Here is a 20,049-nt window from a genome sequence, read left to right as displayed (position 1 = left end):
CTTCCTCACCAGTTGCGGAACCGGGCCGGCGGCGCATAAAGCCCGCCCGACCAGTGCACGAGATCCTTGATCGAACGCGCGGCGAGCCAGCGGCGATCGGCGTCCAGCGGATCGATGCCGAGATCCTCCGGACGGCGGATCACGCCGCGCTCGCGCAGCCGCTCGACCATCTTCCGGTCGCGGCCGCGGCCGATCTCCGTATAACCGGCGACGCCGCGGATCGCGTGCTCGCGTTCGTCCTTGTCGCGGCACATCAGCAGGTTCGCGATCCCTTCCTCGGTGACGATGTGCGTGACGTCGTCGCCGTAGACCATGATCGGCGCGAGGTCGAGCTGCAGCTTGTCGGCGAGCTTCAGCGCGTCGAGTTTCTCGACGAACATCGGCACGTTCTTGTCGCCGAACGTCTCGCCGATCTGCACGACGAGCTTGCGGCCGCGCCTGAGTGCCGCCGGCGTATCGGGGTCGGCTTCCGCGCCGGCCTTCAGCCACGGCTCGCTCGGGTGACGCCGGCCGCGCGCGTCGCTGCCCATGTTCGGCGCGCCGCCGAAACCGGCGATGCGCTCGGCGGTGACCGTCGACGAATGGCCGGACAGGTCGATCTGCAGCGTCGAGCCGATGAACATGTCGCACGCGTAGAGGCCGGCCGTCTGGCAGAACGCGCGGTTCGAGCGCAGCGACCCGTCGGAGCCCGTGAACCATACGTCGGAACGCGCGCGGATGTAGTCGTCCATCCCGACTTCCGAGCCGAAGCAGTGGATCTGCTCGACCCAGCCCGATTCGATCGCGGGAATCAGCGTCGGGTGCGGATTGAGCGCCCAGTGCGAGCAGACCTTGCCCTTCAGCCCGAGCTTCTCGCCGTAGGTCGGCAGCAGCAGTTCGATCGCGGCCGTGTTGAAGCCGATCCCGTGGTTCAGGCGCTTGATGCCGTAAGGTTCGTAGATGCCCTTGATCGCGAGCATCGCGGTGAGGATCTGCGTCTCGGTGATCGCGGCCGGGTCGCGCGTGAACAGCGGCTCGACGTAGAACGGCCGGCCCGCTTCGACGACGAAGTGCACGCGGTCGCCGGGAATGTCGACGCGCGGCACCTTGTCGACGATGCGGTCGACCTGCGCGATCACGATGCCGTCCTTGAACGCGGTGGCCTCGACGACGGTCGGCGTGTCCTCGGTGTTCGGGCCGGTGTACAGGTTGCCGTCGGCGTCGGCGCTGACCGCGGCGATCAGCGCGACCTGCGGCGTGAGATCGATGAAGTAGCGCGCGAACAGCTCGAGATAGGTGTGCACCGCGCCGAGCGCGATCTTGCCGCCGAACAGCAGCTTCGCGATGCGCTGCGACTGCGGGCCCGAATACGCGAAGTCGAGCCGCTTCGCGATGCCGCGCTCGAACACGTCGAGATGCTCGGGCAGCACGACGCCCGACTGCACCATGTGCAGGTCGTGAATCTTCGCGCTGTCGACATCGGCGAGCGCCGTCGCGAGCAGGTCGGCCTGCTTCTGGTTGTCGCCTTCGAGGCACACGCGGTCGCCGGGCCGCAGCACCGCTTCGAGCAACGCGACGGCGTCGCGCGCATCGACCCGCTTGCCCTGCGCGAAACGCGCACCGGCCGCGAGGCGTGCATCGCGCACCTGCCGCGCGTGATTCCATCCCGTCATGAACAGTTCTCCCGCTTCGATGGTTCAGCGGCATTCTAAGCCGGGCGCCGCCGCCGATTGATGATGTTGACGAATGCGACTCAGAGGACGCCGCGATGGATGCGGCCCGCACGCTTGGGCCGCATCGCAGCGCGCTACGCGCCGACCAGCGCGCGCGTCGTGAAGAACAGCACCGACGGCCCGAGCAGGCAGCCGACGCCCGTATGGAACGTCGCGACCAGCGCGCCGTACGGCACGAGCCGGCGGTCGGTCGCGGCGAGCCCCGCGCTCACGCCGCTGACGGTGCCGGCCAGGCCACCGAAGATCATCGCGGAACGCGGCGTCTTCAGGCCCATGAAGTTGGCCGCGACCGGCGTGCCGACCATCACGATGATCGCCTTCACGAGCCCCGTCGCGATGCTGAGCGCGATCACGTCGGAGCTCGCGCCGATCGCCGCGCCCGTCACGGGGCCGACGATGTAGGTGACGGCGCCCGCGCCGATGGTCGTCATGCTGACTGCGTCGGTGTAGCCGAACGCGCGCGCGATGCACGCACCGACGATGAACGGCAGCACGGTGCCGAGCAGCAGCGACACGACGCCGACGAGCCCGGCCTTGCGCGCCTCGGTCGGCTGCACTTCGAACGCGGTCGCGACGATCGCGAAATCGCGCAGCATCGCGCCGCCCATCAGGCCGATGCCGGCGAACAGCTTGACGTCGGCCAGCCCCTTCTCGCCACCGGTGAATGCGCCGCCGACATAGGCGAGCACGAGGCCGATGACGATCGCGATCGCGGAGCCGTGCACACGGCCGAACGTGAGCTTGCGCGACGCGATCGACGACAACCACATGATCAGGCCGACCAGTGCGAACGACGCGACGAGCCCGTTGTGGGCGACGACTTTTTCGAGCATCTGCAGCATGGCGGCCTCCGTCACTGTTCTTCGAATTGCGGCACGGCCGCGAAGGCCGTGTCGTCGCGCCCGGTGCGCACGAGTACCGCGATGCAGCATGCGCAGATCGCGACCGCGCCGACGGCGGCCAGCAGCGCGACGGGGCCGCCCTTCAGCGCGGCGACGACGTTCTGGTTCGCGGCCATCGCGACGACGACGGGGATGTACATCGCGCCCCAGAACCCGACGCCGGCCTCGGTTTCCTTCGGCAGCCAGCCGCGCCGGTGCAGCCACAGGCGCAGGCAGATCAGCAGCAGCATCGCGATGCCGACGCCGCCGACGTTGGTCTTCACGCCGATCGCGCTGCCGAGCAGGTCGCCGAGGAACAGGCCGGCCAGGTGGCAGAACGCCAGCAGCGCGGTTCCGTAGATGATCATGAGTCGTCTCCAGTCTCTTCGTGACGGGCGCCGGACGCATGCAGGAACCGGCCCCGCACGCCGATCCCGTGCGCGGACTTGTCTCCTGCGGCGGTGCGCCGCGGCCCGGCGGCCCGTCGTGCGGGCGCGTTCTCGGGCGGTCGATGGGATGATGCGGTTTCGGGCCGGACGCCGGATGCCTTAGACTGACCGATGCAGCCGCCGGCACGACGCGGGCCACGCATCCGGTGCGCGCCGTGACGGGCACGCACCGAGGCGTGATCCGATACTAGCGCCGCAATATCCGGCCATTTATGAAGTTGTCGAAACCGATTCAGTGGATTTAGCAATGCGCCCGTTACCGCCCGAGCTGCTGCGCAGCTTCGTCGCCGTCGCCCAGTCCGGCAGCTTCACCGCCGCGTCCGAACGCGTGAGCCTGTCGCAATCGACCGTCAGCCAGCATATCCGCCGCCTCGAGGAGCTGCTCGACCGGCCGCTGTTCGAACGCGACACGCGCAACGTGCACCTGTCGCAGCACGGCGACGCGCTGTTCCGCTACGCGGTGCGCATCCTCGAACTGATGGACGAGGCCGTCACGTCGGTGTGCGGGCCGCCGCTGTCGGGCAAGGTGCGGCTCGCGATGTCGGAGGATTTCGCGTCGGCGCACCTGACGGCCGCGCTTGCAAGCTTCGTGCAGCGCAATCCGGAGGTCGAGCTCGCGATCTCGACCGGGCTGTCGGGCGACCTGTTCGACGCGCTCGACGAAGGGCGGCACGATCTCGTGTTCGCGAAGCGCATCGCGGGCAGCCGGCGCGGCCGCGTGATCCGCAGCGAGCCGCTGTACTGGTGCACGGGCCCCGATTCGCGGATCACCGGCCACGAGACCGTGCTGCCGCTCGCGATGCATCCGGAGCCGAGCGTGTCGCGCCGCCGCGTGCTCGAATCGCTCGAAGCCGTCGGGCGGCCGTACCGGATCGCCGTAGTCAGCAGCAGCGTCGCGGTGTTGCGCGCCGCCGCGAGCGCGGGGCTCGGCGTCAGCGCGTTCGCGGGCTACGTGATCCCGGCCGGGCTCGCGCGGCTCGACGCGGGGCTGCCCGAGCTCGGCGAACTCGAGTACGTGATCGACCGGCCGGCGGCCGCGTCGCGATCGACGCTCGCGCTCGAAGCCACGCTGATCACGGCCGCGTCGGAGTTGTAAGCTCACCGGGCGCGACGCACGCATGCGCGGCCGGCCGCGTCTGCAACTGACCGTTCTGCCCGGAACGCGTCATCGTCCGCGCAGCACCCGCTCACGACAATGGGCCCCATCGGAACGCACGGCAGCCGCCGCGCGCATCCGGTGTCCCGTCCCCTTGATCGGAGCACGCCATGAATGTCTTGCGATTCGCCGTCGCGACCGCCGCCGCCGCCCTGCTGTCCCCCGCCTTTGCCCAGACCGATGCCGCTGCGCCCGAACCGGGCCTGACACGCGCGGAAGTCATCGCCCAGCTCAAGCAGGCCTATCTCGACGGCGAACTGCCGACGAACGACGGCAACTACCCGCCGAGCGCCGAGACGCGCGCACGCAACCGCGAACTCGTGCAGGCCGCGAGCCCGTCGTGGCTTGCCCAGACGCCGCGGGCACCGCAAACGGCCGCGCAGCAGTAGCGGAGCGCGGGCCGACCGATCGCGGTCCGACCGATCGCGGCCCGACCGAAACGCTCCGCCCAGGCGCGATCACGGCAGGAAACTGCGGCGCCGCGCGTCGATCAGCTCGACGAGCAGGCGGTCGCGTTCGGCCGCCAGTTCCTGCATCGAACGCTCGCCCTGGATCGCGCGCAATTCGTCGTTCAGCTTGCGATCGACGTCCGGGTTGAACGAGGGCGTGCCGAGGTCGTCCCACCAGCTCGTGATCGGCGCCGACAGGTGTTCCAGGAAGTGCGCGATTCCGCCCGCGCCGCCACCGAGGTGATAGGTCAGGCACTGCCCCATCAGCCCCCAGCGCAGGCCGGGCCCCCAGGCGACGGCCTTGTCCGCATCGGCAACGCTCACGACGCCTTCGCCGACGAGGTGATACACCTCGCGGAACAGCGCCGCGGCGAGCCGATTCGCGACGTGGCCGGTCATCTCCTTGTTGAGGACGATCGTCTGCTTGCCGAGCGCATCGTAGAACGCCTTCACGCGCGCGATCACGTCCTGGCCGGTAGCCTCGCCGCCGACCAGCTCGACGAGCGGAATCAGGTGCGGCGGATTGAACGGATGCGCAATCAGGCAACGTTCCGGATGCTTGTCGCACGCGGTCTGGATGTCCGACATTTTCAGGCCCGACGAACTCGACGCGATCGGCACGTGCGCGGGCAGCACGTCGTCCATCTGCCGGTACAGCGCGCGCTTCAGGTCGAGCCGCTCCGGGCCGTTCTCCTGCACGAAGTCGACGCCGTCGAGCGCACGCACGAGATCGGCATCGAACGACAGCCGCGCGGAAAGCTCGGCGGCCCGCTCGCCGAGGAACGCGGCCAGTGCGTCGCGCAGCCGCGCGTCGGCTTGCGGCGCCGGATCGGTCGCGACGACGTCGAAGCCCTGCGTCAGGTAGAAAGCGGCCCAGCTGGCGCCGATCACGCCGGCGCCGACGATCGCGATGCGTCGAATGTCCATGGTTGTCCCGTGTCGTTGGTCTGCAGATAGATCGCGGCGATTGTCGCATCGAACCGCACGGGCCTGCATTGATGCAGATTGTGGATCCCCTCTTGAAATGCGCTGCGGCGGCCACTAATTACGCGTCGTCGGGCAGCGCACCGCACCACGCACTGCCCCCGTTTCGACCCAGTGGAGCCCCCGCGTCGCGCCCGCCGCCGGCGTCGCGCCGTCACGTCTCCCGCGTTCCCTGTTCAGGAGGACTCACATGAGCGGTATCCATTTCGGCAGCGACCTGTTCGACGAATTCGCCCGCGTGCAGCGGCAGGTGGCGAACCTGCTCGGCGATCGCCCGTCCGGCATTCGCGCGGTGCGGCCCGGCGCCTTTCCCGCGCTCAACGTCGGCGCCACCGACAGCGCGATCGAGATCGTCGCGTTCGCGCCCGGCATGGCCGCGGCCGACTTCGACGTGTCGATCGACAAGGACCTGCTGACGATCAGCGGCGAGCGCAAGCCGGCGCCAGGCGGAGAAGGCGACGACCTGCGCACCTATGCGCAGGAGCGCTTTCACGGTGCGTTCCGCCGCGTCGTCGAGCTGCCGCGTGACGCGGATCCCGACCAGGTCAGCGCCCGCTACGAAAACGGCTGCCTGCTGATTCGCGTCGGCCGGCGCGAGGCATCGAAGCCGCGCGCGATCACCGTTCAATAATACTCAGGATACCGACATGAATGCGAACCCGACCCTCGCCGAACGCCAATCGAGCACCGTCCACCCCGCTGCCGCCGAAGCGGCGCGCCGGCCCGCGATCACGCCGGCCGTCGACATCGTCGAGAATCACCTCGGCGTCACGCTGCGGGCCGACCTGCCCGGCGTGCCGCGCGAGAACCTCGACGTGAAGGTGCACGACAACACGCTGACGATCGAGGCCGACACGCACCTCGATACGCCGGCCGACCTCCGCGTGCGGCATGCCGAAATCCGCGCGACGCGCTATGCGCGCAGCTTCATGCTGAGCCCCGACCTCGACACGTCGAGGATCGACGCGAACCTGCGCGACGGCGTGCTGACGCTGACGATTCCGCGCCGCGAGGAAACGCGTCCGCGCCGCATCGACGTGACGGCCGGCAACGCGTAAGCATCGGTGCGTGCCGTCGTCCCGCACGCGTGAAAAAGCCCCGCCGGGTACGCGCCCGGCGGGGCTTTTCAACGACATGACGACATCGGCGGAGTCAGTCGAAGTCGAACAGGTCGAACACCGATTTCCGGCGACGCTGGCCGTCATGCTTGTAACGATCGCCGTGCGAGCGGCCATCGTGCCGGTCCCGGTCGTCGTGAGCGCGGCCGTCGCGCCCCCACCCGCCATCATGGCCGCGCGGCGCTTGCGCATCGTGCCGCACGGGCGTCTCGTCGCGACGCACCGGCGTGTCGCCGGCCTCGCGCGCGATCAGCTTGTCGAGTTCGCCGCGATCGAGCCATACGCCGCGGCAGGTCGGACAGTAGTCGATTTCGATCGACTGGCGCTCGGCCATCAGCAGGTCGGGCGTCTTGCAGACAGGGCATTTCATCGCGCTTCTCCTTTCCGTGCGAATTTCGTCTGGATGCCGTATGAAACGCGCGAGCCGGGTGCCGCCTCAGCGGCAGCCGGTGTCGCGCGCGGCCGCTCAGCGGCCTTCCGTCCGTGCCGCGCGCTTCGCCTTCGCGCGCCGCGCCAGCATGTTCATGCCCTCGACGAACGCCGAGAACGCCATCGCCGCGTAGATGTAACCCTTCGGCACATGCGAGCCGAAACCTTCGGCGATCAGCGTCATGCCGATCACCACCAGGAACGACAGCGCGAGCATCACGATGGTCGGGTTGCGTTCGATGAAGCGTGCGAGCGGCTGCGCGGCGAACAGCATCACGGAGACGGCGACGATCACCGCGACGAACATGATCGGCACGTGTTCGGTCATGCCGATCGCGGTCACGATGCTGTCGATCGAGAACACGATGTCGAGCATCACGATCTGGCCGATCGCGGCCCACATCGTCAGGCCTGCCGCGCCGCCGGCACCGCCCGCGCCGTCACCGTCGTGCGACACGTGGTGATGGATCTCGGTGGTCGCCTTCCACACGAGGAACAGGCCGCCCGACAGCAGGATCATGTCGCGCCACGAGAACGCATGGTCGAACAGCGTGAACACCGGTTCGGTGAGGCTTGCGATCCACGCGACGCTGCCGAGCAGCGCGAGGCGCATCACCAGCGCGAGCGCGATGCCGATGCGCTGCGTGCGGGCGCGCTGCGCTTCGGGCAGCTTGTTGCTGAGGATCGAGATGAAGATCAGGTTGTCGATGCCGAGCACGACTTCCATCACGACGAGCGTCAGAAGCGCCGCCCAGACGGCGGGGTCGGCGGCAAGCGTCAGCAGGTAGTCCATGAAATGGGCCGATTCGAAAGTGGAAAGCCCGATGATATGCCGCCCAGAACTTCGTAAAAATCAGAGAGAATCTGATTTTTGGTTCGGTTTTTCCGAAATTACGATCCGATGCTCAATTTCCGACATCTGTACTATTTCTGGGTCGTCGTGAAGGAAGGCGGCTTTGCGCGCGCGGCCGGGCGGCTCGACATGGCCGTGCAGACCATCAGCGCGCAGGTGCGCGAGCTCGAGAAGGCGCTCGGGCACCAGTTGCTGCGCCCGGCCGGACGCAGCGTCGCGATGACAGACGCCGGCCAGGCCGCGTTTGCGCGCGCGGAGGCGATCTTCGAGATGGGACGGCTGATCCCCGACGAAGTGCGCGCGGCGGCCAGCCAGCCGACCGTGCGGCTCGCGGTCGGCCTCGCGGACGGCATCTCGAAGCTTGCCGCGCACGCGATCCTGGCACCCGTGCTGGATACCCCCACGCTGCGGCTGCTGTGCCACGAGGGCGAACACGACGCGCTGCTCGCGGAGCTCGCGCTGCATCATCTCGATCTCGTGCTGGCCGGCGAGGGCGCGCCGTCCGGTTCGAACCTGCGCGTGACGAGCGAGCGGCTCGTCGCGTCGCCGGTCGACTGGTACGGCCCCGCGGCACTCGTCACGCCGGCCGCGCGGGAGCACTTTCCGCAGTGCCTCGCCGAGCTGCCCGTGCTGCTGCCGACCGCGCATTCGGCGCTGCGCGCGCGCCTCGACCGGTGGCTGGAAGGTGAGCGGATCGTGCCCCGCGTGGCCGGGGAATTCGAGGACAGCGCGCTGATGGCCGTGTTCGCGGCGCGCGGCCTCGGCGTGTTTCCGCTGAGCGAACTCGGCGCGAACGATGCGTCGCTGCTGCGCGGGTTGCGGCGGCTCGGGCGCGCGGGCGACGTGACCGAGGAGATCCACGCGATCCGCTCGCGGCGCGGCGAACACCATCCGCTGACGTCGCAATTGCTGGACGCGGCGCGCGGCGCGCCGGCCGACTGAAGCGAGTGCGACATCAAACGAAACTATAATGGCGCCCCGGCCTTACGAGATTGCCGCGCGCTTCATCCAGGCACCGCCGTTGCGCGGCCTCTCGCCAAGCCTTCTGAAAGACGCCATGCACAACCGATTTCGCCTGTTTTCCGTTTCGTGCGCGCTCGCGGCCGCGACCGTGCTGGCGGCGTGCTCGTCGCCGCCCAAGCCGATCTACCAGCAGGAACAGTTCGACGCGACGAGCAGCCCGTATGCGCATACGTTCCATTCGAAATCCGACGCGGCCTGCGAGGCCGCGCGGCGCGCGCTGCTGAGCCAGGGTTATGTGGTGTCGTCGTCGCGCAACGATGCAGTCGACGGCAGCAAGAATTTCCAGCCGAACAACGACATGCACGTCGTGATCGAGTTTCACGTCGTGTGCGCGGACGCGAACGCGGACGGCTCGTCGAGCATCGCGTACGTCAACGCGGTGCAGGATCGTTATACGCTGAAGAAGTCGAATACGTCGGCCAGCGTCGGGCTCAGCGTGTTCGGCTCGCTGTCGCTGCCGATCGGGTCGAGCGACGACGCGCTCGTCAAGACCGCCAGCGAGACGATTCCCGCCGGCGTGTTCTATGAGCGCTTCTTCAATCTCGTCGAGCATTTCCTGAAGATCGACCCGGCCCGCCGCGACCGCGCGACCGTCAAGGCCGCCGAGAAGGAACCCGTCACGCCGCTGCCCGAACCCGCGCCGACGCCGCAGGGCGAGCCGATGAAGATGACGACCCCGGCCGTGCCGACGCCGCCCGCGGCGCCGGTGCCGCTTTCGCTGCCGGCCGTCGCCCCCGAATCGGGCGCGCATGCCGTGCCGGCCGCGGCGTCGGCCGTAGTCGCGCCGGCGGCGATGCGTGCTGCCGCGCCGGTGGCCGCGTCGGGTTCGGGTGCGGTACCGGCTTCGGTGCCGGCTTCGGCTCCGGTACCAGCTTCGGCTCCGGTACCAGCTTCGGCTCCGGTACCAGCTTCGGCTTCGGTACCAGCTTCGGTACCAGCTTCGGCTCCGGCTTCGGTTCCGGCTTCGGGCGCTGCACCGGCTCCAACCACCGCGTCGACGCCCGCACCGGCGATGGCACCTGCAACAGCGTCCGGGGCGGCATCCACACCTGCATCGGCGCCCGCGCACGCTTCCACGCCTGTTTCCGCTTCCAGTCCGGCATCGACACCCGCCACAGCGGCCTCGGCGCCCGCCGCTTCCCCACCCGCCGCTGCGACGCCGACACCGGCACCGGCCGCGCCTGCGCCCGTGTCCGCCGCATCGGCCGCCGTACCGGCATCGGCGCCCTCGAGCTCGGCACCCGCGCCTGCCGCGGCCAATCCTGTCGCCTCGTCCGCCCCGTCCGGCGCAAGCGCACCGGCCGCAAACTGACCGGCCCCCGTATCGCCGCGCCCGGCCATAACCGGCGCCGCGCGACGATACGCACCCTTCCCCGTCGTTCCTCGCATGAATTTCCACGCTGGCGGCTGCCTGTCCGTTGCGTAGCCGGCATGGCGACGACGCTTCGCGGCGGGACTACGCGCCAATGCGCGCGTTCGCCGCGATCGACGGCCGCGTTACCTACCGCAACGTCGCGCGCAGCGTCTGCAACTGCTCGACGGTCGCCGTCACGCCGCCGCAGACGATCACGGCGATATCCTTCGCCGACGCGAGCACGGGCACCGGCCGCTCGAGCGCAGCCAGTGCGGCACCGCAGGCGGGCTCGACGACGATCCGGTGTTCGTCGACGAAGCGCAGCGACGCGGCCACCGCGTCGGCGTCGGACACGACGACCGGATGAATCTCATGCCGCGTCGCCCATTCGACCGCCGCGTCGCACGGCCGCTTCGCGCCAAGCGACGTCGCGATGCTCGTGATCGCCGGCAATTCGACCGGGCGCCCCTGCGCGAGCGAGCGCGCATAGCAGTCGGCGCCTTCCGTTTCGGCCGCGACCACCGGCACGTCGTGCCAGCCGTTGCGCGCCAGCCCTTCGAGCACACCGCACAGCAGCCCGCCGCCACCGACCGCGAGCACGACCGCGTCGGGCTTCGGGCCGGCCGCCGCCATCTCGTCGATCATCGTCGCGTGGCCCTGCCACAGCACGCGGTCGTCGAACGGGTGCACGAACGCATCGTGCTCGCCGAGCGTCGACTGCGCGAACGCGTTCGCCTCGGCCCAGCTCGGGCCGTGCACGATCAGCTCCGCGCCCTCGACACGGATCAGCTCGCGGGCGCGGGCCGATGCGCTTTCCGGCACGACGACGCGTACCGGCACGCCGAGTGCGCGGCCGCAATAGGCGACCGCGATGCCCGCGTTGCCGCCCGACGACGACACGAACCGCCGCGCGCCGGCCGCGTGCCGCGCTTCGCAGACGGCACCGATGCCGCGCAGCTTGAACGAGCCCGACGGCTGCAGCGCATCGAGCTTCAGCCGGATGGTCCTGCCGAGCCGGCGGGACGCGATTTGCGAGCGAATATAGGGGGTCGGGATATGAAGCGGCATGGGGACGGAACCAATGGGAACGGAGCGAACGGAAGAAACTCGCGGAAGAAGCGCACGCGACGCGCGAGGGCGAGCGGCGATGACGACCATCGTACGGCAGGCTCTTCATGCTTTCCAATACCATTGCATGGCACTTGCTATGCTTCACGGGTATATCAACGAACCGGAACGGATACCGCATGCGCCAGATCGAATTGCGTCACCTGCGCTACTTCGTCGCCGTCGCACAAGCCGGCAGCGTGATGGCGGGCGCCCGTGCGGCCGGCATCGTCCAGCCCGCGCTGTCGCGGCAGATCCGCGAACTCGAGGACGCGATCGGCACGCCGCTGCTGATCCGCCGCACAACGGGCGTCACGCTCACGGCGGCCGGCACGAGCTTCCTGCAGGACGCGACCGGCCTGCTCGCGACCTTGCAGGACAGCCGTGAGCGTGCGCTGCGCAGCGCGGCCGGCCAGCTGGGCGAACTACGGCTCGGCGCGTTGCCGAACTGCCTGCCGTTGCCCGTCGTCGCGAACGTCCTCAGGGCGTTTCGCGATGCCTGCCCGGACGTCAAGCTGTCGATCGCGCCGATGCTGTCGGCCGAACAGGCGAACGCGCTGGTGCGCGGCCAGCTCGACGGCGGCATCATGGCGTGGCGCCGCGACGAGGCGCCGCACCTGTCCGGCGTACGATTGCTGAGCGACCGCTTCGTGCTGGCGATGCCCGCGCCGCCGGGCGGACACTTCACCGCGCCGCGCACGCTGGCCGACGTCGCGAACGAGCCGTTCGTGTGGTTCGACGCGCAGCGCTCCGCCGCGCATCACTGGTTCCTGATGGCGCAGTGCCGGCAGGCCGGCTTCACGCCGCGCATCGCGCAGGTCGGCAGCGACATCCCGACGCTGATCGGCCTCGTCGCGGCCGGAATGGGCTGTGCATTCGTGCCGGAAAGCGCGTCGCCGACCTGCCCGCACACGGTCAGGCTCGTCGCGCTAGACGAACTCGCGAGCCGCTTCGACATCGAGTTCGTGTTCGACGGCGCCGCCGTACCGCCGTCGCCCGTCGTCGCGCGGTTTCTGGCGGCCGTGCGCGATGCGGCCGGCGAAGCGAACTGACCGGGCGCGGTTCGACCGAAGACGCGTCCGCCCTACGATCCGCGCAGCCGAATTCGCCCCGTCGATCCACGACCGGACGCCCCTCCGTCAAAACGCCGGTTCGACCGGCCTGACGTACTAATCATCCGTATCCCTTGCGCTAAACATCTTTCAAAACGCCGACGGGAGACGCCGCAGCGCCGGTGTTTTTAAATTGACACCCAAAACGGCCGTTTAACGCCGGTTCGAATTGTCACGCGTCGAAATATACTTCGCGCGCATCCAACCCTCGTGCCAAAGAGAGGATGCGTTTCTGCCCCGGTCACGGTCCCCCTGTGGCCGGGGCTTTTTTTGCCTGCACGCCTTGTCTGCTAGGGGTTTCCGGTGGTGACGCGACGCTCGCGCCGTGCGATGGCCGTCACCTCGCCGGCCCGCCGGATCCGCGCCGCCGGACGGGCGGCGGACGGCTTCCGGGCCACCGGGCGAAAAAGGGCAAAACGGGTATCTGTCCGCGTCGAACCGCTCATGGATCGCGCTATCCCGGTCGAGAGTCACCCGCCAATCTTTACGAAAAGCCTTCGAAAAAAAGGCCCCCCACTCGTTCGCCCGCGCCGCCTGCCGGTTTCGCTGCATGCTGCATTGTTGAAATGAAATCAAGATAATTTCGTCCGGATACGGCTTTTTCCGCAAAAGTGAAGCAGGCACACTTCGCACTGTCCTCAATGGCCCCGTGCCGTTGTTTCCCGATTACAGGAGCACATCGCGTGAACCCCACGACTTCCTCTCCTTCCCGCCCGGGCGGCGGCGCCGCGCTGCCGCTGCTGGCACTCGCCGCCGGTGCGTTCGGCATCGGTACGACCGAGTTCTCGCCGATGGGCCTGCTGCCGGTGATCGCCGACGGCGTGCACGTGTCGATTCCGCAAGCCGGCATGCTGATCAGTGCTTACGCGATCGGCGTGATGGTCGGCGCGCCGCTGATGACGCTGCTGCTCGCGCGCTGGTCGCGCCGCTCGGCGCTGATCGCGCTGATGTCGATCTTCACGATCGGCAACCTGCTGTCGGCACTCGCGCCCGGCTACACGACGCTGCTGCTCGCCCGCCTCGTGACGAGCCTCAACCACGGCGCCTTCTTCGGGCTCGGCTCGGTGGTCGCGGCCAGCCTCGTGCCGCGCGAAAAGCAGGCCAGCGCGGTCGCGACGATGTTCATGGGTCTCACGATCGCGAACGTCGGCGGCGTGCCGGCCGCGACCTGGCTCGGCCAGATCATCGGCTGGCGCATGTCGTTCGCGGCGACCGCGGGCCTCGGCCTGGTGGCGATCGCGGGGCTGTTCGCCGCGCTGCCGAAGGGCGAAGCCGGCAAGATGCCCGACCTGCGCGCCGAACTTTCGGTGCTGACGCGCCCCGTCGTGCTCGGCGCGCTCGGGACGACCGTGCTCGGCGCCGGCGCGATGTTCACGCTCTACACGTATGTCGCGCCGACGCTCGAGCACCTGACCGGCGCCACGCCCGGCTTCGTGACCGCGATGCTGGTGCTGATCGGCGTCGGCTTCTCGATCGGCAACATCGCGGGCGGGCGTCTGGCCGACCGCTCGCTCGACGGTACGCTGATCGGTTTCCTGCTGCTGCTGATCGCAACGATGGTCGCGTTCCCGGTGCTCGCCAGCACGCATGCCGGCGCCGCCGTCACGCTGCTCGTGTGGGGCATCGCGACGTTCGCGGTCGTGCCGCCGCTGCAGATGCGCGTGATGCGGGCGGCCCACGAGGCGCCGGGCCTTGCGTCGGCCGTCAACATCGGCGCGTTCAACCTCGGCAACGCACTCGGCGCGGCCGCCGGCGGCGCGGCGATCTCGGCGGGCTTCGGGTATGCGGCCGTGCCGCTCGTCGGCGGGCTGATCGCCGCGGCCGGCCTCGCGCTCGTCTTCCTGCAGATCGCGCAACAGCGCCGCGCACCGGCCGCCGCGAATTCGTAATCGCGACACGCCGTCCACCGGCGACGAATGCCGGATTACCCCCCGCACCGGAACACGTTCGCGGCCGCTCGATGCGGCCGCGTTCGTTTTCAACCGTCAATTCCACTTCATTCGATCTTCAAGCCCGAATATCCGGAATATCCGCGAATCCCGTTTCGACAAGAATAAAATTCTCTTGCGAATTGCCGAAATCAACCCAATCCCCTTGAATGATTCATTCTTCATTCTCTCAATTCCGCCAGATTCATCAATCAACCATTCCGTACAGGCTGATTCACCCCGCCCGCTCAGGCAAAAATCACGGCCGAATCCGGCATGATTCATGAAGTACTTGCTACATCGCGGAAAAATATTTCATTCAATTCGCGCATTGAAATCACAAATCGCAATGCTTCCCGACTTTATTTACTCAACGCCCAATCCAGATGTAACAAAATGAAACAGAGCCAATTTTAATATTGAAAGAATTGCCGGTTCGTATCAGCATCTGCGATACCGTGGCCTGCGAAACGCGGCATAAATCCAACGAAAATTCGATCGATGAGGGATCTGCGTGAAAGTCGCCATCGTATCCACCACATTGTCGCTCGCGCTGTCAGTCGGCCTTTCAACGCCCGCCGCAGACGCCGCCATCTATTCGAACGGCACGTCGACCGCCACCTTCAACGTCACGCTCACGCTGCAACCGAACTGCACGATCACGGCGAACCCGCTGGCCTTCGGCACGAACGGCGTGCTGTCCGCCGCGATCAACCAGCAGACGACCTTGAGCGTCACCTGCACCAACACGACGCCGTACAACGTCGGTCTCGACGCGGGCCTGGTCACGGGGTCGACCGTCGCGAGCCGGCTGATGGCCGGCACGGCGACCGGCAACACGACGACAACGGTCGGCTTCCAGCTCTACCAGGACGCCGGACGGACGACGATCTGGGGCAACACGCAAGGCACGGACACCGTGGCCGGCACCGGCACGGGGTCCGCACAGTCCTTCACCGTCTACGGCCAGGTGCCCACGCAAGCCACGCCGAAGCCGGACACTTATCAGACGACCATCACCGCAACCGCCTACTTCTGACCGGCGCTGCTTCCCATGTCCGCATTACGTCGAACGCTCGCCGCGCTGCTGTGCGCGGCCGGCGCCGCGCACGCCGCGTCGCTGCAGATTTCCCCCGTCACGATCGAATTCGGCGCCGACGACACGGCCACCGGCATCACGCTCCGCAATCCGGGCGAGCGCCCGGTGTACGGGCAGGTGCGCGTGTTCCGCTGGGATCAGGCCAATGGCGAGGATGCGTTGACGCCCACCCAGGATCTGCTCGCCAGCCCGCCGCTGATCGAGGTCGGCAAGCAGGCCGAGCAGCTGATCCGCGTCGTGCGCGCTTCGCGTACGCCGGCCGGTACCGAGCAGACCTACCGGCTGCTGATCGACGAGTTGCCGCAGCCCGGCGAGGCACCGGCCAACGGCGTGTCGATCCGGCTGCGCTATTCGATTCCGGTGTTCGTCGAGCCGGCCGCCAGCGGCGCGCCGCAGCTCGACTGGGCGCTCCTGCGCAGCAACGGCGGCTGGGTGCTGCGCGTGCACAACGGCGGCACGCGGCGCGCGCAACTCGCGTCGGTCGAACTCGTGACCGGCGACGGGCGCGCGTACCCGCTCACGCGCGGGCTGCTCGGCTACGCGCTCGCGGGCCGAACCGGCCAGTGGAGCGTGCCGCTGCCGGCCGGCGTCGCGCTCGGCGGCAAGGTCACGGTGCGGGCGGCCGTCAATTCGCAGCCGGCCAGTGCGGTCGTCGCGGTGGAGCCGCCGGGCTAGACCGCCGGTGCGCCGCCCGGCCTCTCCCCCTTCGCCACGCGCCGGCATGGCCCCGGCCAATGGACGCGGAGCGCCGCGCCGCTTGCCGCGCGCCGTGCTCGCGGCCGTCGTGGCCGGCGGCCTGCTCGCATTCGGCCCGGTGCGCGCTGACGAACTCCCGGTGCTCGTGATGACCGACGGCACGCACGACGTGATCCTCGAAGTCAGCGTCAACGGCGAAAACACGACGCTGCTCGCGCACTTCCGCGAACGCGACGGCCACCTGTCGGCGAGCGGCGCCGACCTGCGCACGATCGGCGTTGCCACCGACCGGCTCGGCCTCGCCGACGCGGCGACGGTCGACCTCGACGCGATCCCCGGCCTGCGCTACCGCTACGACGCGGCACGCCAGAGCGTCGACCTGCAGATGCCCGACTCGCTGCGCCGGCCGTACGCGGTCGACAGCCGTGCGTTGCCGCCCACGCAGGCGGCCAGCGCGTCGCGCGGCGTCGCGATCAACTACGAGGCGTACGCGCAGACGATCGGCGACCGGCAGTACTCGCTCTACACCGACGTGCGCTACTTCGATCCGGGCGGCGTGTTCGACACGACGGGCGCCGCGACCTTCTACAACGGCCAGCGGCGCTACACGCGCTTCGATACGTCATGGAGCCGCTCGGACCCGGCGCGGCCAAGCACGACACAGATCGGCGACACGATCTCGGGGTCGCTCGCGTGGACGCGCTCGGTGCGCATCGGCGGCTTCCAGTGGCGCAGCAACTTCGCGCTGCGCCCCGATCTCGTCACGTTCCCGATCCCGTCGCTCGCGGGCTCCGCCGCCGTCCCGTCGGCCGTCGACCTGTACATCAACAACGTGCGCCAGTACACCGGCAACGTGCCGAGCGGCCCGTTCCTCATCCATGACGTGCCGGGCATCAGGGGGGCCGGCCAGGCGACCGTCATCACGCGCGACGCGCTCGGCCGCACCGTCGCGACCTCCGTGCCGCTCTACGTCGATACACGCATGCTGTCCGCCGGGCTGTCGAGCTATTCGTTCGAAGCCGGCTTCCTGCGCCGCCACTACGGGCTGCAGTCGTTCGACTACGACGCACGGCCGGCCGCCAGCGGCTCGATGCGGCGCGGCGTCACCGACGTGCTGACCGTCGAGGGGCATGCGGAAGCGACCGGCGGCGTGCTCAACGCCGGCGTCGGCGCGCTGCTGCGGCTCGGCTACGCGGGCGTCGTGAGCGGCGCGGTCGCGGGCAGCGCCGGCCGCTTTCCGGGCACGCAGGTGAGCGTGGGCTACCAGCTGATCGAGCCGCGCTTCTCGATCAACGCGCAGACGATCCGCGCGTTCGGCCGCTACGGCGACCTGGCATCGCGCGACGGCGCGACGGCGCCGGCGGCGACCGACCAGGCGACGCTCGCGCTGCCGTTCATGCACCGCCAGACCCTGTCGCTGAGCTATATCGGCTTCCGGATGCCGCAAGGCCCGGGCACGCGGATCGGCACGGTGTCGTATACGCTGGGTTTCGGCGATCTCGCGTCGCTGAGCGTGAGCGCGTACCGCGACTTCGCGCAGCAGGGTGCGAACGGCGCGTTCGTCTCGCTGAACATCGGGCTCGGCCGCAACACGTCGATCAACACGACCGTCGGCCGCCAGCGCGGCCAGTCGAACTACACCGTCGACGCGAGCCGCCCGCCCGACTACGGCGGCGGCTGGGGCTGGGGCATGCAGACGGGCGGCACGGGCGCGGTGCCCTACCGGCAGGCGCAACTGCGGTATCTCGGCCACGCGGGCGAAGTCATCGCGGCCGCGCAGCAGATCGACCGGCAGACCGGCGCGTCGCTCGACGTGAGCGGCGCGCTCGTGTTCATGGACAGCAGCCTGCAGGTGTCGCGCCGCATCGACGACGGCTTCGCGCTCGTGTCGACCGACGGCGTCGCGGGCATTCCGGTGCTGCACGAGAACCGCGTGATCGGCACGACCGACCGCGCGGGGCACCTGCTCGTGCCCGACCTGAACGCGTACCAGAACAACCAGATCGCGATCGACTCGATGAAGCTGCCTGCCGATGCGCGGATCGCCCGCACGTCGATGACGGTCGTGCCGCAGGCGCAATCGGGTGTCGTCGCGCATTTCGGCGTGTCGCGCTATCGCGCGGCGTCGGTGATCCTGCGCGACGCCGAGGGCCGGCCGCTGCCGGCCGGCGCGCGCGTGCACCACGCCGAAAGCGGCGCGGATACGATCGTCGGCTACGACGGGCTCACGTTCATCGACGGGCTGAAGGAGGACAACCACCTCGTGATCGACTCCGGCACGCAGCGCTGCATCACGGAATTCGCGTTCACCGCGCCCGGCGACGGCACGCTGCCGACCCTCGGGCCCCTCACCTGCCGGGCGGCGCCATGAGGCTCGCGCTGCTGCTCGTCATCGCGTTCGCCGCGTGGTGCGGCGTGCCGCATCACGCGCGGGCCGAGTCCTGCACGGCCACGGCGTCGACGGTCAGTTTCGGATCGGTCAGCCCGATCTCCAACGCGCCGGTCACCGCGACCGGCACCGTCAGCGTCACCTGCACGTGGTCGGCCGTCTCGCTGGTGCCGAACGTGCTCGTGTGCCTGAACCTCGGCGGCACGAGCCCGCGCAGCCTCGTCAACGGCACGAACGCGATGCAGTACGACCTCTATCTCGACGGCGGACATTCGGTCGCGTGGGGCTCCGTGTATTCCGGCACGACACCGGCGTCCGTCACGCTCGCCAAACCCGCGCTCGGGACGAGCGCGTCCGCGACGGTCACCGTGTACGGACAGATCACCGGAAACCAGCCGACCGTGCCGACGACCGGCAACAGCACCACGACCTATTCGCAGCAGTTCGGCGGCAACACGACATCGATCAACACCGGGTTCTACCTGCTCGTCGCGCCGACCTGCGCATCGCTGACGACGTCGAGCGGCACCTTCCCGTTCGGCGCGACGGCGGACGTCATCAACAACTGCAACATCAACGCGACCAACGTGAGCTTCGGCACCGCGAGCATCCTGTCGGGCACGCTCGCGGCAACGGGGACGATCACCGCGCAATGCACCAACGGCGACGCGTGGAAAATCGCGCTGAGCAGCGGCAGCAGCGGCGACGTGACGGCGCGCCAGATGAAGCGCAGCGGTGGTGGCGGGACGATCGCTTACGGGCTGTATACGGACGCCGCGCACTCGATCGGATGGGGCGACGGCACGGGCGGCAGCGCGACGGTCACGGGCGTCGGCACGGGCACGGCGCAGGTCGTGACCGTGTACGGCGCGGTGCCGGCGCAGACCACGCCCGCGCCCGGCAGCTACAGCGACACGATCACCGCGACGATCAGTTTCTAGTGTTCAACGGCATGAACGGGCGGGCGCGCCGTTCAGAACGTGACGGTCCATGCGGACGGCGCGCCCGTGCCGATGCCGCGCGGCGCCGGGCGCGCATCGGGCAGCGCCGCGTGGCTGAGCACGAACGGCGTGCCGTGCATGCAGCTGACGCTCGGCATGCCGGCATCGGCAGCCGCCTGCGGCGCGCCGGTGTCGATCGTGCAGGTTTCCGGAATGACGAGACTGACTCGCAGCGGAATCGACGGTTCCGCCGCGCGCGCGAGCGACCCTGCGCCCAGTGCGGCGAGCGCGGCGAGCGCGATCGCACCGCGTGTGATCTGGCCGGCTGTCATCGTGCGGCCCTCCTTCATGCATCCATCCAGGCAGATG

At 69.1% G+C, this 20,049-nt stretch carries 21 protein-coding genes; 12 read left to right on the top strand and 9 right to left on the bottom strand.

The window, feature by feature from the left end:
- Positions 1 to 5 precede the first annotated feature (5 nt).
- The 3 genes from mdcA to madL form a co-directional block, all read right to left on the bottom strand.
- A complete protein-coding gene (gene mdcA / locus FOZ70_RS16035; RefSeq protein WP_219706232.1) occupies positions 6 to 1,652 on the bottom strand; it encodes a malonate decarboxylase subunit alpha in 1,647 nt (548 codons plus the stop codon).
- A 134-nt stretch (positions 1,653 to 1,786) separates the two neighbouring features.
- The gene (madM, locus tag FOZ70_RS16030; protein WP_021162695.1) at positions 1,787 to 2,554 is read right to left on the bottom strand and encodes a malonate transporter subunit MadM; all 768 of its coding nucleotides are present in this window, start codon (positions 2,552 to 2,554) and stop codon (positions 1,787 to 1,789) included.
- Positions 2,555 to 2,565: 11 nt separating this feature from the next.
- Positions 2,566 to 2,961: a malonate transporter subunit MadL gene (gene madL, locus FOZ70_RS16025; protein ID WP_021162694.1), complete on the bottom strand. Its 396-nt coding sequence runs from the start codon at positions 2,959 to 2,961 to the stop codon at positions 2,566 to 2,568.
- Between the two features lie 328 nt (positions 2,962 to 3,289).
- Between madL and FOZ70_RS16020 the strand changes: the two genes are divergently transcribed.
- Both FOZ70_RS16020 and FOZ70_RS16015 read left to right on the top strand, forming a co-directional pair.
- Positions 3,290 to 4,138: a LysR substrate-binding domain-containing protein gene (locus FOZ70_RS16020; protein WP_021162693.1), complete on the top strand. Its 849-nt coding sequence runs from the start codon at positions 3,290 to 3,292 to the stop codon at positions 4,136 to 4,138.
- Between the two features lie 170 nt (positions 4,139 to 4,308).
- Complete coding sequence (locus FOZ70_RS16015; protein WP_048025418.1) at positions 4,309 to 4,587, top strand: DUF4148 domain-containing protein; 279 nt, start codon at positions 4,309 to 4,311, stop codon at positions 4,585 to 4,587.
- 69 nt (positions 4,588 to 4,656) lie between these two features.
- On the opposite strand, the gene FOZ70_RS16010 is transcribed toward FOZ70_RS16015, so the two are convergent.
- Positions 4,657 to 5,574, bottom strand: coding sequence for a 3-hydroxyacyl-CoA dehydrogenase NAD-binding domain-containing protein (locus FOZ70_RS16010; RefSeq protein WP_219706231.1), 918 nt, complete (start codon positions 5,572 to 5,574; stop codon positions 4,657 to 4,659).
- Positions 5,575 to 5,821: 247 nt separating this feature from the next.
- Here FOZ70_RS16010 and FOZ70_RS16005 point away from each other — a divergent pair, with 247 nt between their 5' ends.
- Both FOZ70_RS16005 and FOZ70_RS16000 read left to right on the top strand, forming a co-directional pair.
- Entirely contained in the window at positions 5,822 to 6,262 is a 441-nt protein-coding gene (locus FOZ70_RS16005) for an Hsp20/alpha crystallin family protein (RefSeq protein ID WP_021162690.1), read from the top strand.
- A gap of 16 nt (positions 6,263 to 6,278) precedes the next feature.
- Positions 6,279 to 6,689, top strand: coding sequence for an Hsp20/alpha crystallin family protein (locus tag FOZ70_RS16000; protein WP_193094997.1), 411 nt, complete (start codon positions 6,279 to 6,281; stop codon positions 6,687 to 6,689).
- 94 nt (positions 6,690 to 6,783) lie between these two features.
- Here the strand turns inward: FOZ70_RS16000 and FOZ70_RS15995 are convergent, their stop codons facing one another.
- Positions 6,784 to 7,119 (bottom strand): zf-TFIIB domain-containing protein, encoded by a 336-nt coding sequence (locus tag FOZ70_RS15995; RefSeq protein WP_219706230.1) that lies wholly within the window; start codon positions 7,117 to 7,119, stop codon positions 6,784 to 6,786.
- 96 nt (positions 7,120 to 7,215) lie between these two features.
- Entirely contained in the window at positions 7,216 to 7,971 is a 756-nt protein-coding gene (locus tag FOZ70_RS15990; RefSeq protein ID WP_193094995.1) for a TerC family protein, read from the bottom strand.
- Positions 7,972 to 8,079: 108 nt separating this feature from the next.
- Here FOZ70_RS15990 and FOZ70_RS15985 point away from each other — a divergent pair, with 108 nt between their 5' ends.
- Both FOZ70_RS15985 and FOZ70_RS15980 read left to right on the top strand, forming a co-directional pair.
- Positions 8,080 to 8,973 (top strand): LysR family transcriptional regulator, encoded by an 894-nt coding sequence (locus FOZ70_RS15985; protein ID WP_059554891.1) that lies wholly within the window; start codon positions 8,080 to 8,082, stop codon positions 8,971 to 8,973.
- A gap of 115 nt (positions 8,974 to 9,088) precedes the next feature.
- Positions 9,089 to 10,366, top strand: a complete 1,278-nt coding sequence (locus FOZ70_RS15980) for a DUF2242 domain-containing protein (RefSeq protein ID WP_219706229.1) — start codon at positions 9,089 to 9,091, stop codon at positions 10,364 to 10,366.
- 189 nt (positions 10,367 to 10,555) lie between these two features.
- Here FOZ70_RS15980 and FOZ70_RS15975 read toward each other — a convergent pair whose 3' ends face one another.
- Positions 10,556 to 11,476, bottom strand: a complete 921-nt coding sequence (locus FOZ70_RS15975; RefSeq protein ID WP_021164262.1) for a pyridoxal-phosphate dependent enzyme — start codon at positions 11,474 to 11,476, stop codon at positions 10,556 to 10,558.
- Between the two features lie 179 nt (positions 11,477 to 11,655).
- On the opposite strand from FOZ70_RS15975, the gene FOZ70_RS15970 reads away from it, so the two are divergent.
- Positions 11,656 to 12,567 carry a LysR family transcriptional regulator gene (locus FOZ70_RS15970; protein ID WP_219706228.1) on the top strand — a complete coding sequence of 304 codons (912 nt, stop codon included), beginning with the start codon at positions 11,656 to 11,658 and terminating at the stop codon, positions 12,565 to 12,567.
- Positions 12,568 to 13,310: 743 nt separating this feature from the next.
- On the top strand, positions 13,311 to 14,516 hold the full coding sequence (locus tag FOZ70_RS15965) for an MFS transporter (RefSeq protein WP_091922273.1): 1,206 nt from the start codon (positions 13,311 to 13,313) through the stop codon (positions 14,514 to 14,516).
- A 96-nt stretch (positions 14,517 to 14,612) separates the two neighbouring features.
- On the opposite strand, the gene FOZ70_RS15960 is transcribed toward FOZ70_RS15965, so the two are convergent.
- Positions 14,613 to 14,840 (bottom strand): hypothetical protein, encoded by a 228-nt coding sequence (locus FOZ70_RS15960; RefSeq protein ID WP_219706227.1) that lies wholly within the window; start codon positions 14,838 to 14,840, stop codon positions 14,613 to 14,615.
- A 256-nt stretch (positions 14,841 to 15,096) separates the two neighbouring features.
- Here FOZ70_RS15960 and FOZ70_RS15955 point away from each other — a divergent pair, with 256 nt between their 5' ends.
- From FOZ70_RS15955 to FOZ70_RS15940, 4 genes are read left to right on the top strand one after another with little or no spacing between them, the layout of a single operon-like run.
- Positions 15,097 to 15,594 (top strand): spore coat U domain-containing protein, encoded by a 498-nt coding sequence (locus tag FOZ70_RS15955; RefSeq protein WP_059486695.1) that lies wholly within the window; start codon positions 15,097 to 15,099, stop codon positions 15,592 to 15,594.
- A 15-nt stretch (positions 15,595 to 15,609) separates the two neighbouring features.
- Complete coding sequence (locus FOZ70_RS15950) at positions 15,610 to 16,329, top strand: molecular chaperone (RefSeq protein WP_048023676.1); 720 nt, start codon at positions 15,610 to 15,612, stop codon at positions 16,327 to 16,329.
- Positions 16,330 to 16,375: 46 nt separating this feature from the next.
- Positions 16,376 to 18,721 carry a fimbria/pilus outer membrane usher protein gene (locus FOZ70_RS15945; protein WP_258025633.1) on the top strand — a complete coding sequence of 782 codons (2,346 nt, stop codon included), beginning with the start codon at positions 16,376 to 16,378 and terminating at the stop codon, positions 18,719 to 18,721.
- Entirely contained in the window at positions 18,718 to 19,680 is a 963-nt protein-coding gene (locus tag FOZ70_RS15940; RefSeq protein ID WP_219706225.1) for a spore coat U domain-containing protein, read from the top strand. Before FOZ70_RS15945 ends, FOZ70_RS15940 begins: the two co-directional genes overlap by 4 nt.
- Before the next feature lie 32 nt (positions 19,681 to 19,712).
- Here FOZ70_RS15940 and FOZ70_RS15935 read toward each other — a convergent pair whose 3' ends face one another.
- Positions 19,713 to 20,012: a hypothetical protein gene (locus tag FOZ70_RS15935; RefSeq protein WP_155642114.1), complete on the bottom strand. Its 300-nt coding sequence runs from the start codon at positions 20,010 to 20,012 to the stop codon at positions 19,713 to 19,715.
- Positions 20,013 to 20,049: the final 37 nt, after the last annotated feature.

Origin of the sequence: Burkholderia sp. COPS (assembly GCF_019425585.1) — a bacterium.
Lineage (GTDB): Bacteria > Pseudomonadota > Gammaproteobacteria > Burkholderiales > Burkholderiaceae > Burkholderia > Burkholderia cepacia.
The sequence above is the reverse complement of the archived record's forward strand: the minus strand, read 5'-3'. Positions and strand labels throughout refer to the sequence as shown.

Bases quoted from the DNA above. Each gene is read 5' to 3' on its own strand.
- FOZ70_RS15990 (WP_193094995.1), bottom strand. From the start codon at position 7,971: ATGGACTACCTGCTGACGCTTGCCGCCGACCCCGCCGTCTGGGCGGCG.
- FOZ70_RS16005 (WP_021162690.1), top strand. From the start codon at position 5,822: ATGAGCGGTATCCATTTCGGCAGCGACCTGTTCGACGAATTCGCCCGC.
- FOZ70_RS15945 (WP_258025633.1), top strand. From the start codon at position 16,376: ATGGCCCCGGCCAATGGACGCGGAGCGCCGCGCCGCTTGCCGCGCGCC.
- FOZ70_RS16010 (WP_219706231.1), bottom strand. From the start codon at position 5,574: ATGGACATTCGACGCATCGCGATCGTCGGCGCCGGCGTGATCGGCGCC.
- FOZ70_RS15960 (WP_219706227.1), bottom strand. From the start codon at position 14,840: ATGAATCATGCCGGATTCGGCCGTGATTTTTGCCTGAGCGGGCGGGGT.
- FOZ70_RS16015 (WP_048025418.1), top strand. From the start codon at position 4,309: ATGAATGTCTTGCGATTCGCCGTCGCGACCGCCGCCGCCGCCCTGCTG.
- FOZ70_RS16020 (WP_021162693.1), top strand. From the start codon at position 3,290: ATGCGCCCGTTACCGCCCGAGCTGCTGCGCAGCTTCGTCGCCGTCGCC.
- FOZ70_RS15975 (WP_021164262.1), bottom strand. From the start codon at position 11,476: ATGCCGCTTCATATCCCGACCCCCTATATTCGCTCGCAAATCGCGTCC.
- FOZ70_RS15995 (WP_219706230.1), bottom strand. From the start codon at position 7,119: ATGAAATGCCCTGTCTGCAAGACGCCCGACCTGCTGATGGCCGAGCGC.
- FOZ70_RS15970 (WP_219706228.1), top strand. From the start codon at position 11,656: ATGCGCCAGATCGAATTGCGTCACCTGCGCTACTTCGTCGCCGTCGCA.
- FOZ70_RS15985 (WP_059554891.1), top strand. From the start codon at position 8,080: ATGCTCAATTTCCGACATCTGTACTATTTCTGGGTCGTCGTGAAGGAA.
- mdcA (WP_219706232.1), bottom strand. From the start codon at position 1,652: ATGACGGGATGGAATCACGCGCGGCAGGTGCGCGATGCACGCCTCGCG.
- madM (WP_021162695.1), bottom strand. From the start codon at position 2,554: ATGCTGCAGATGCTCGAAAAAGTCGTCGCCCACAACGGGCTCGTCGCG.
- FOZ70_RS15940 (WP_219706225.1), top strand. From the start codon at position 18,718: ATGAGGCTCGCGCTGCTGCTCGTCATCGCGTTCGCCGCGTGGTGCGGC.
- FOZ70_RS16000 (WP_193094997.1), top strand. From the start codon at position 6,279: ATGAATGCGAACCCGACCCTCGCCGAACGCCAATCGAGCACCGTCCAC.
- FOZ70_RS15980 (WP_219706229.1), top strand. From the start codon at position 9,089: ATGCACAACCGATTTCGCCTGTTTTCCGTTTCGTGCGCGCTCGCGGCC.
- FOZ70_RS15935 (WP_155642114.1), bottom strand. From the start codon at position 20,012: ATGACAGCCGGCCAGATCACACGCGGTGCGATCGCGCTCGCCGCGCTC.
- FOZ70_RS15950 (WP_048023676.1), top strand. From the start codon at position 15,610: ATGTCCGCATTACGTCGAACGCTCGCCGCGCTGCTGTGCGCGGCCGGC.
- madL (WP_021162694.1), bottom strand. From the start codon at position 2,961: ATGATCATCTACGGAACCGCGCTGCTGGCGTTCTGCCACCTGGCCGGC.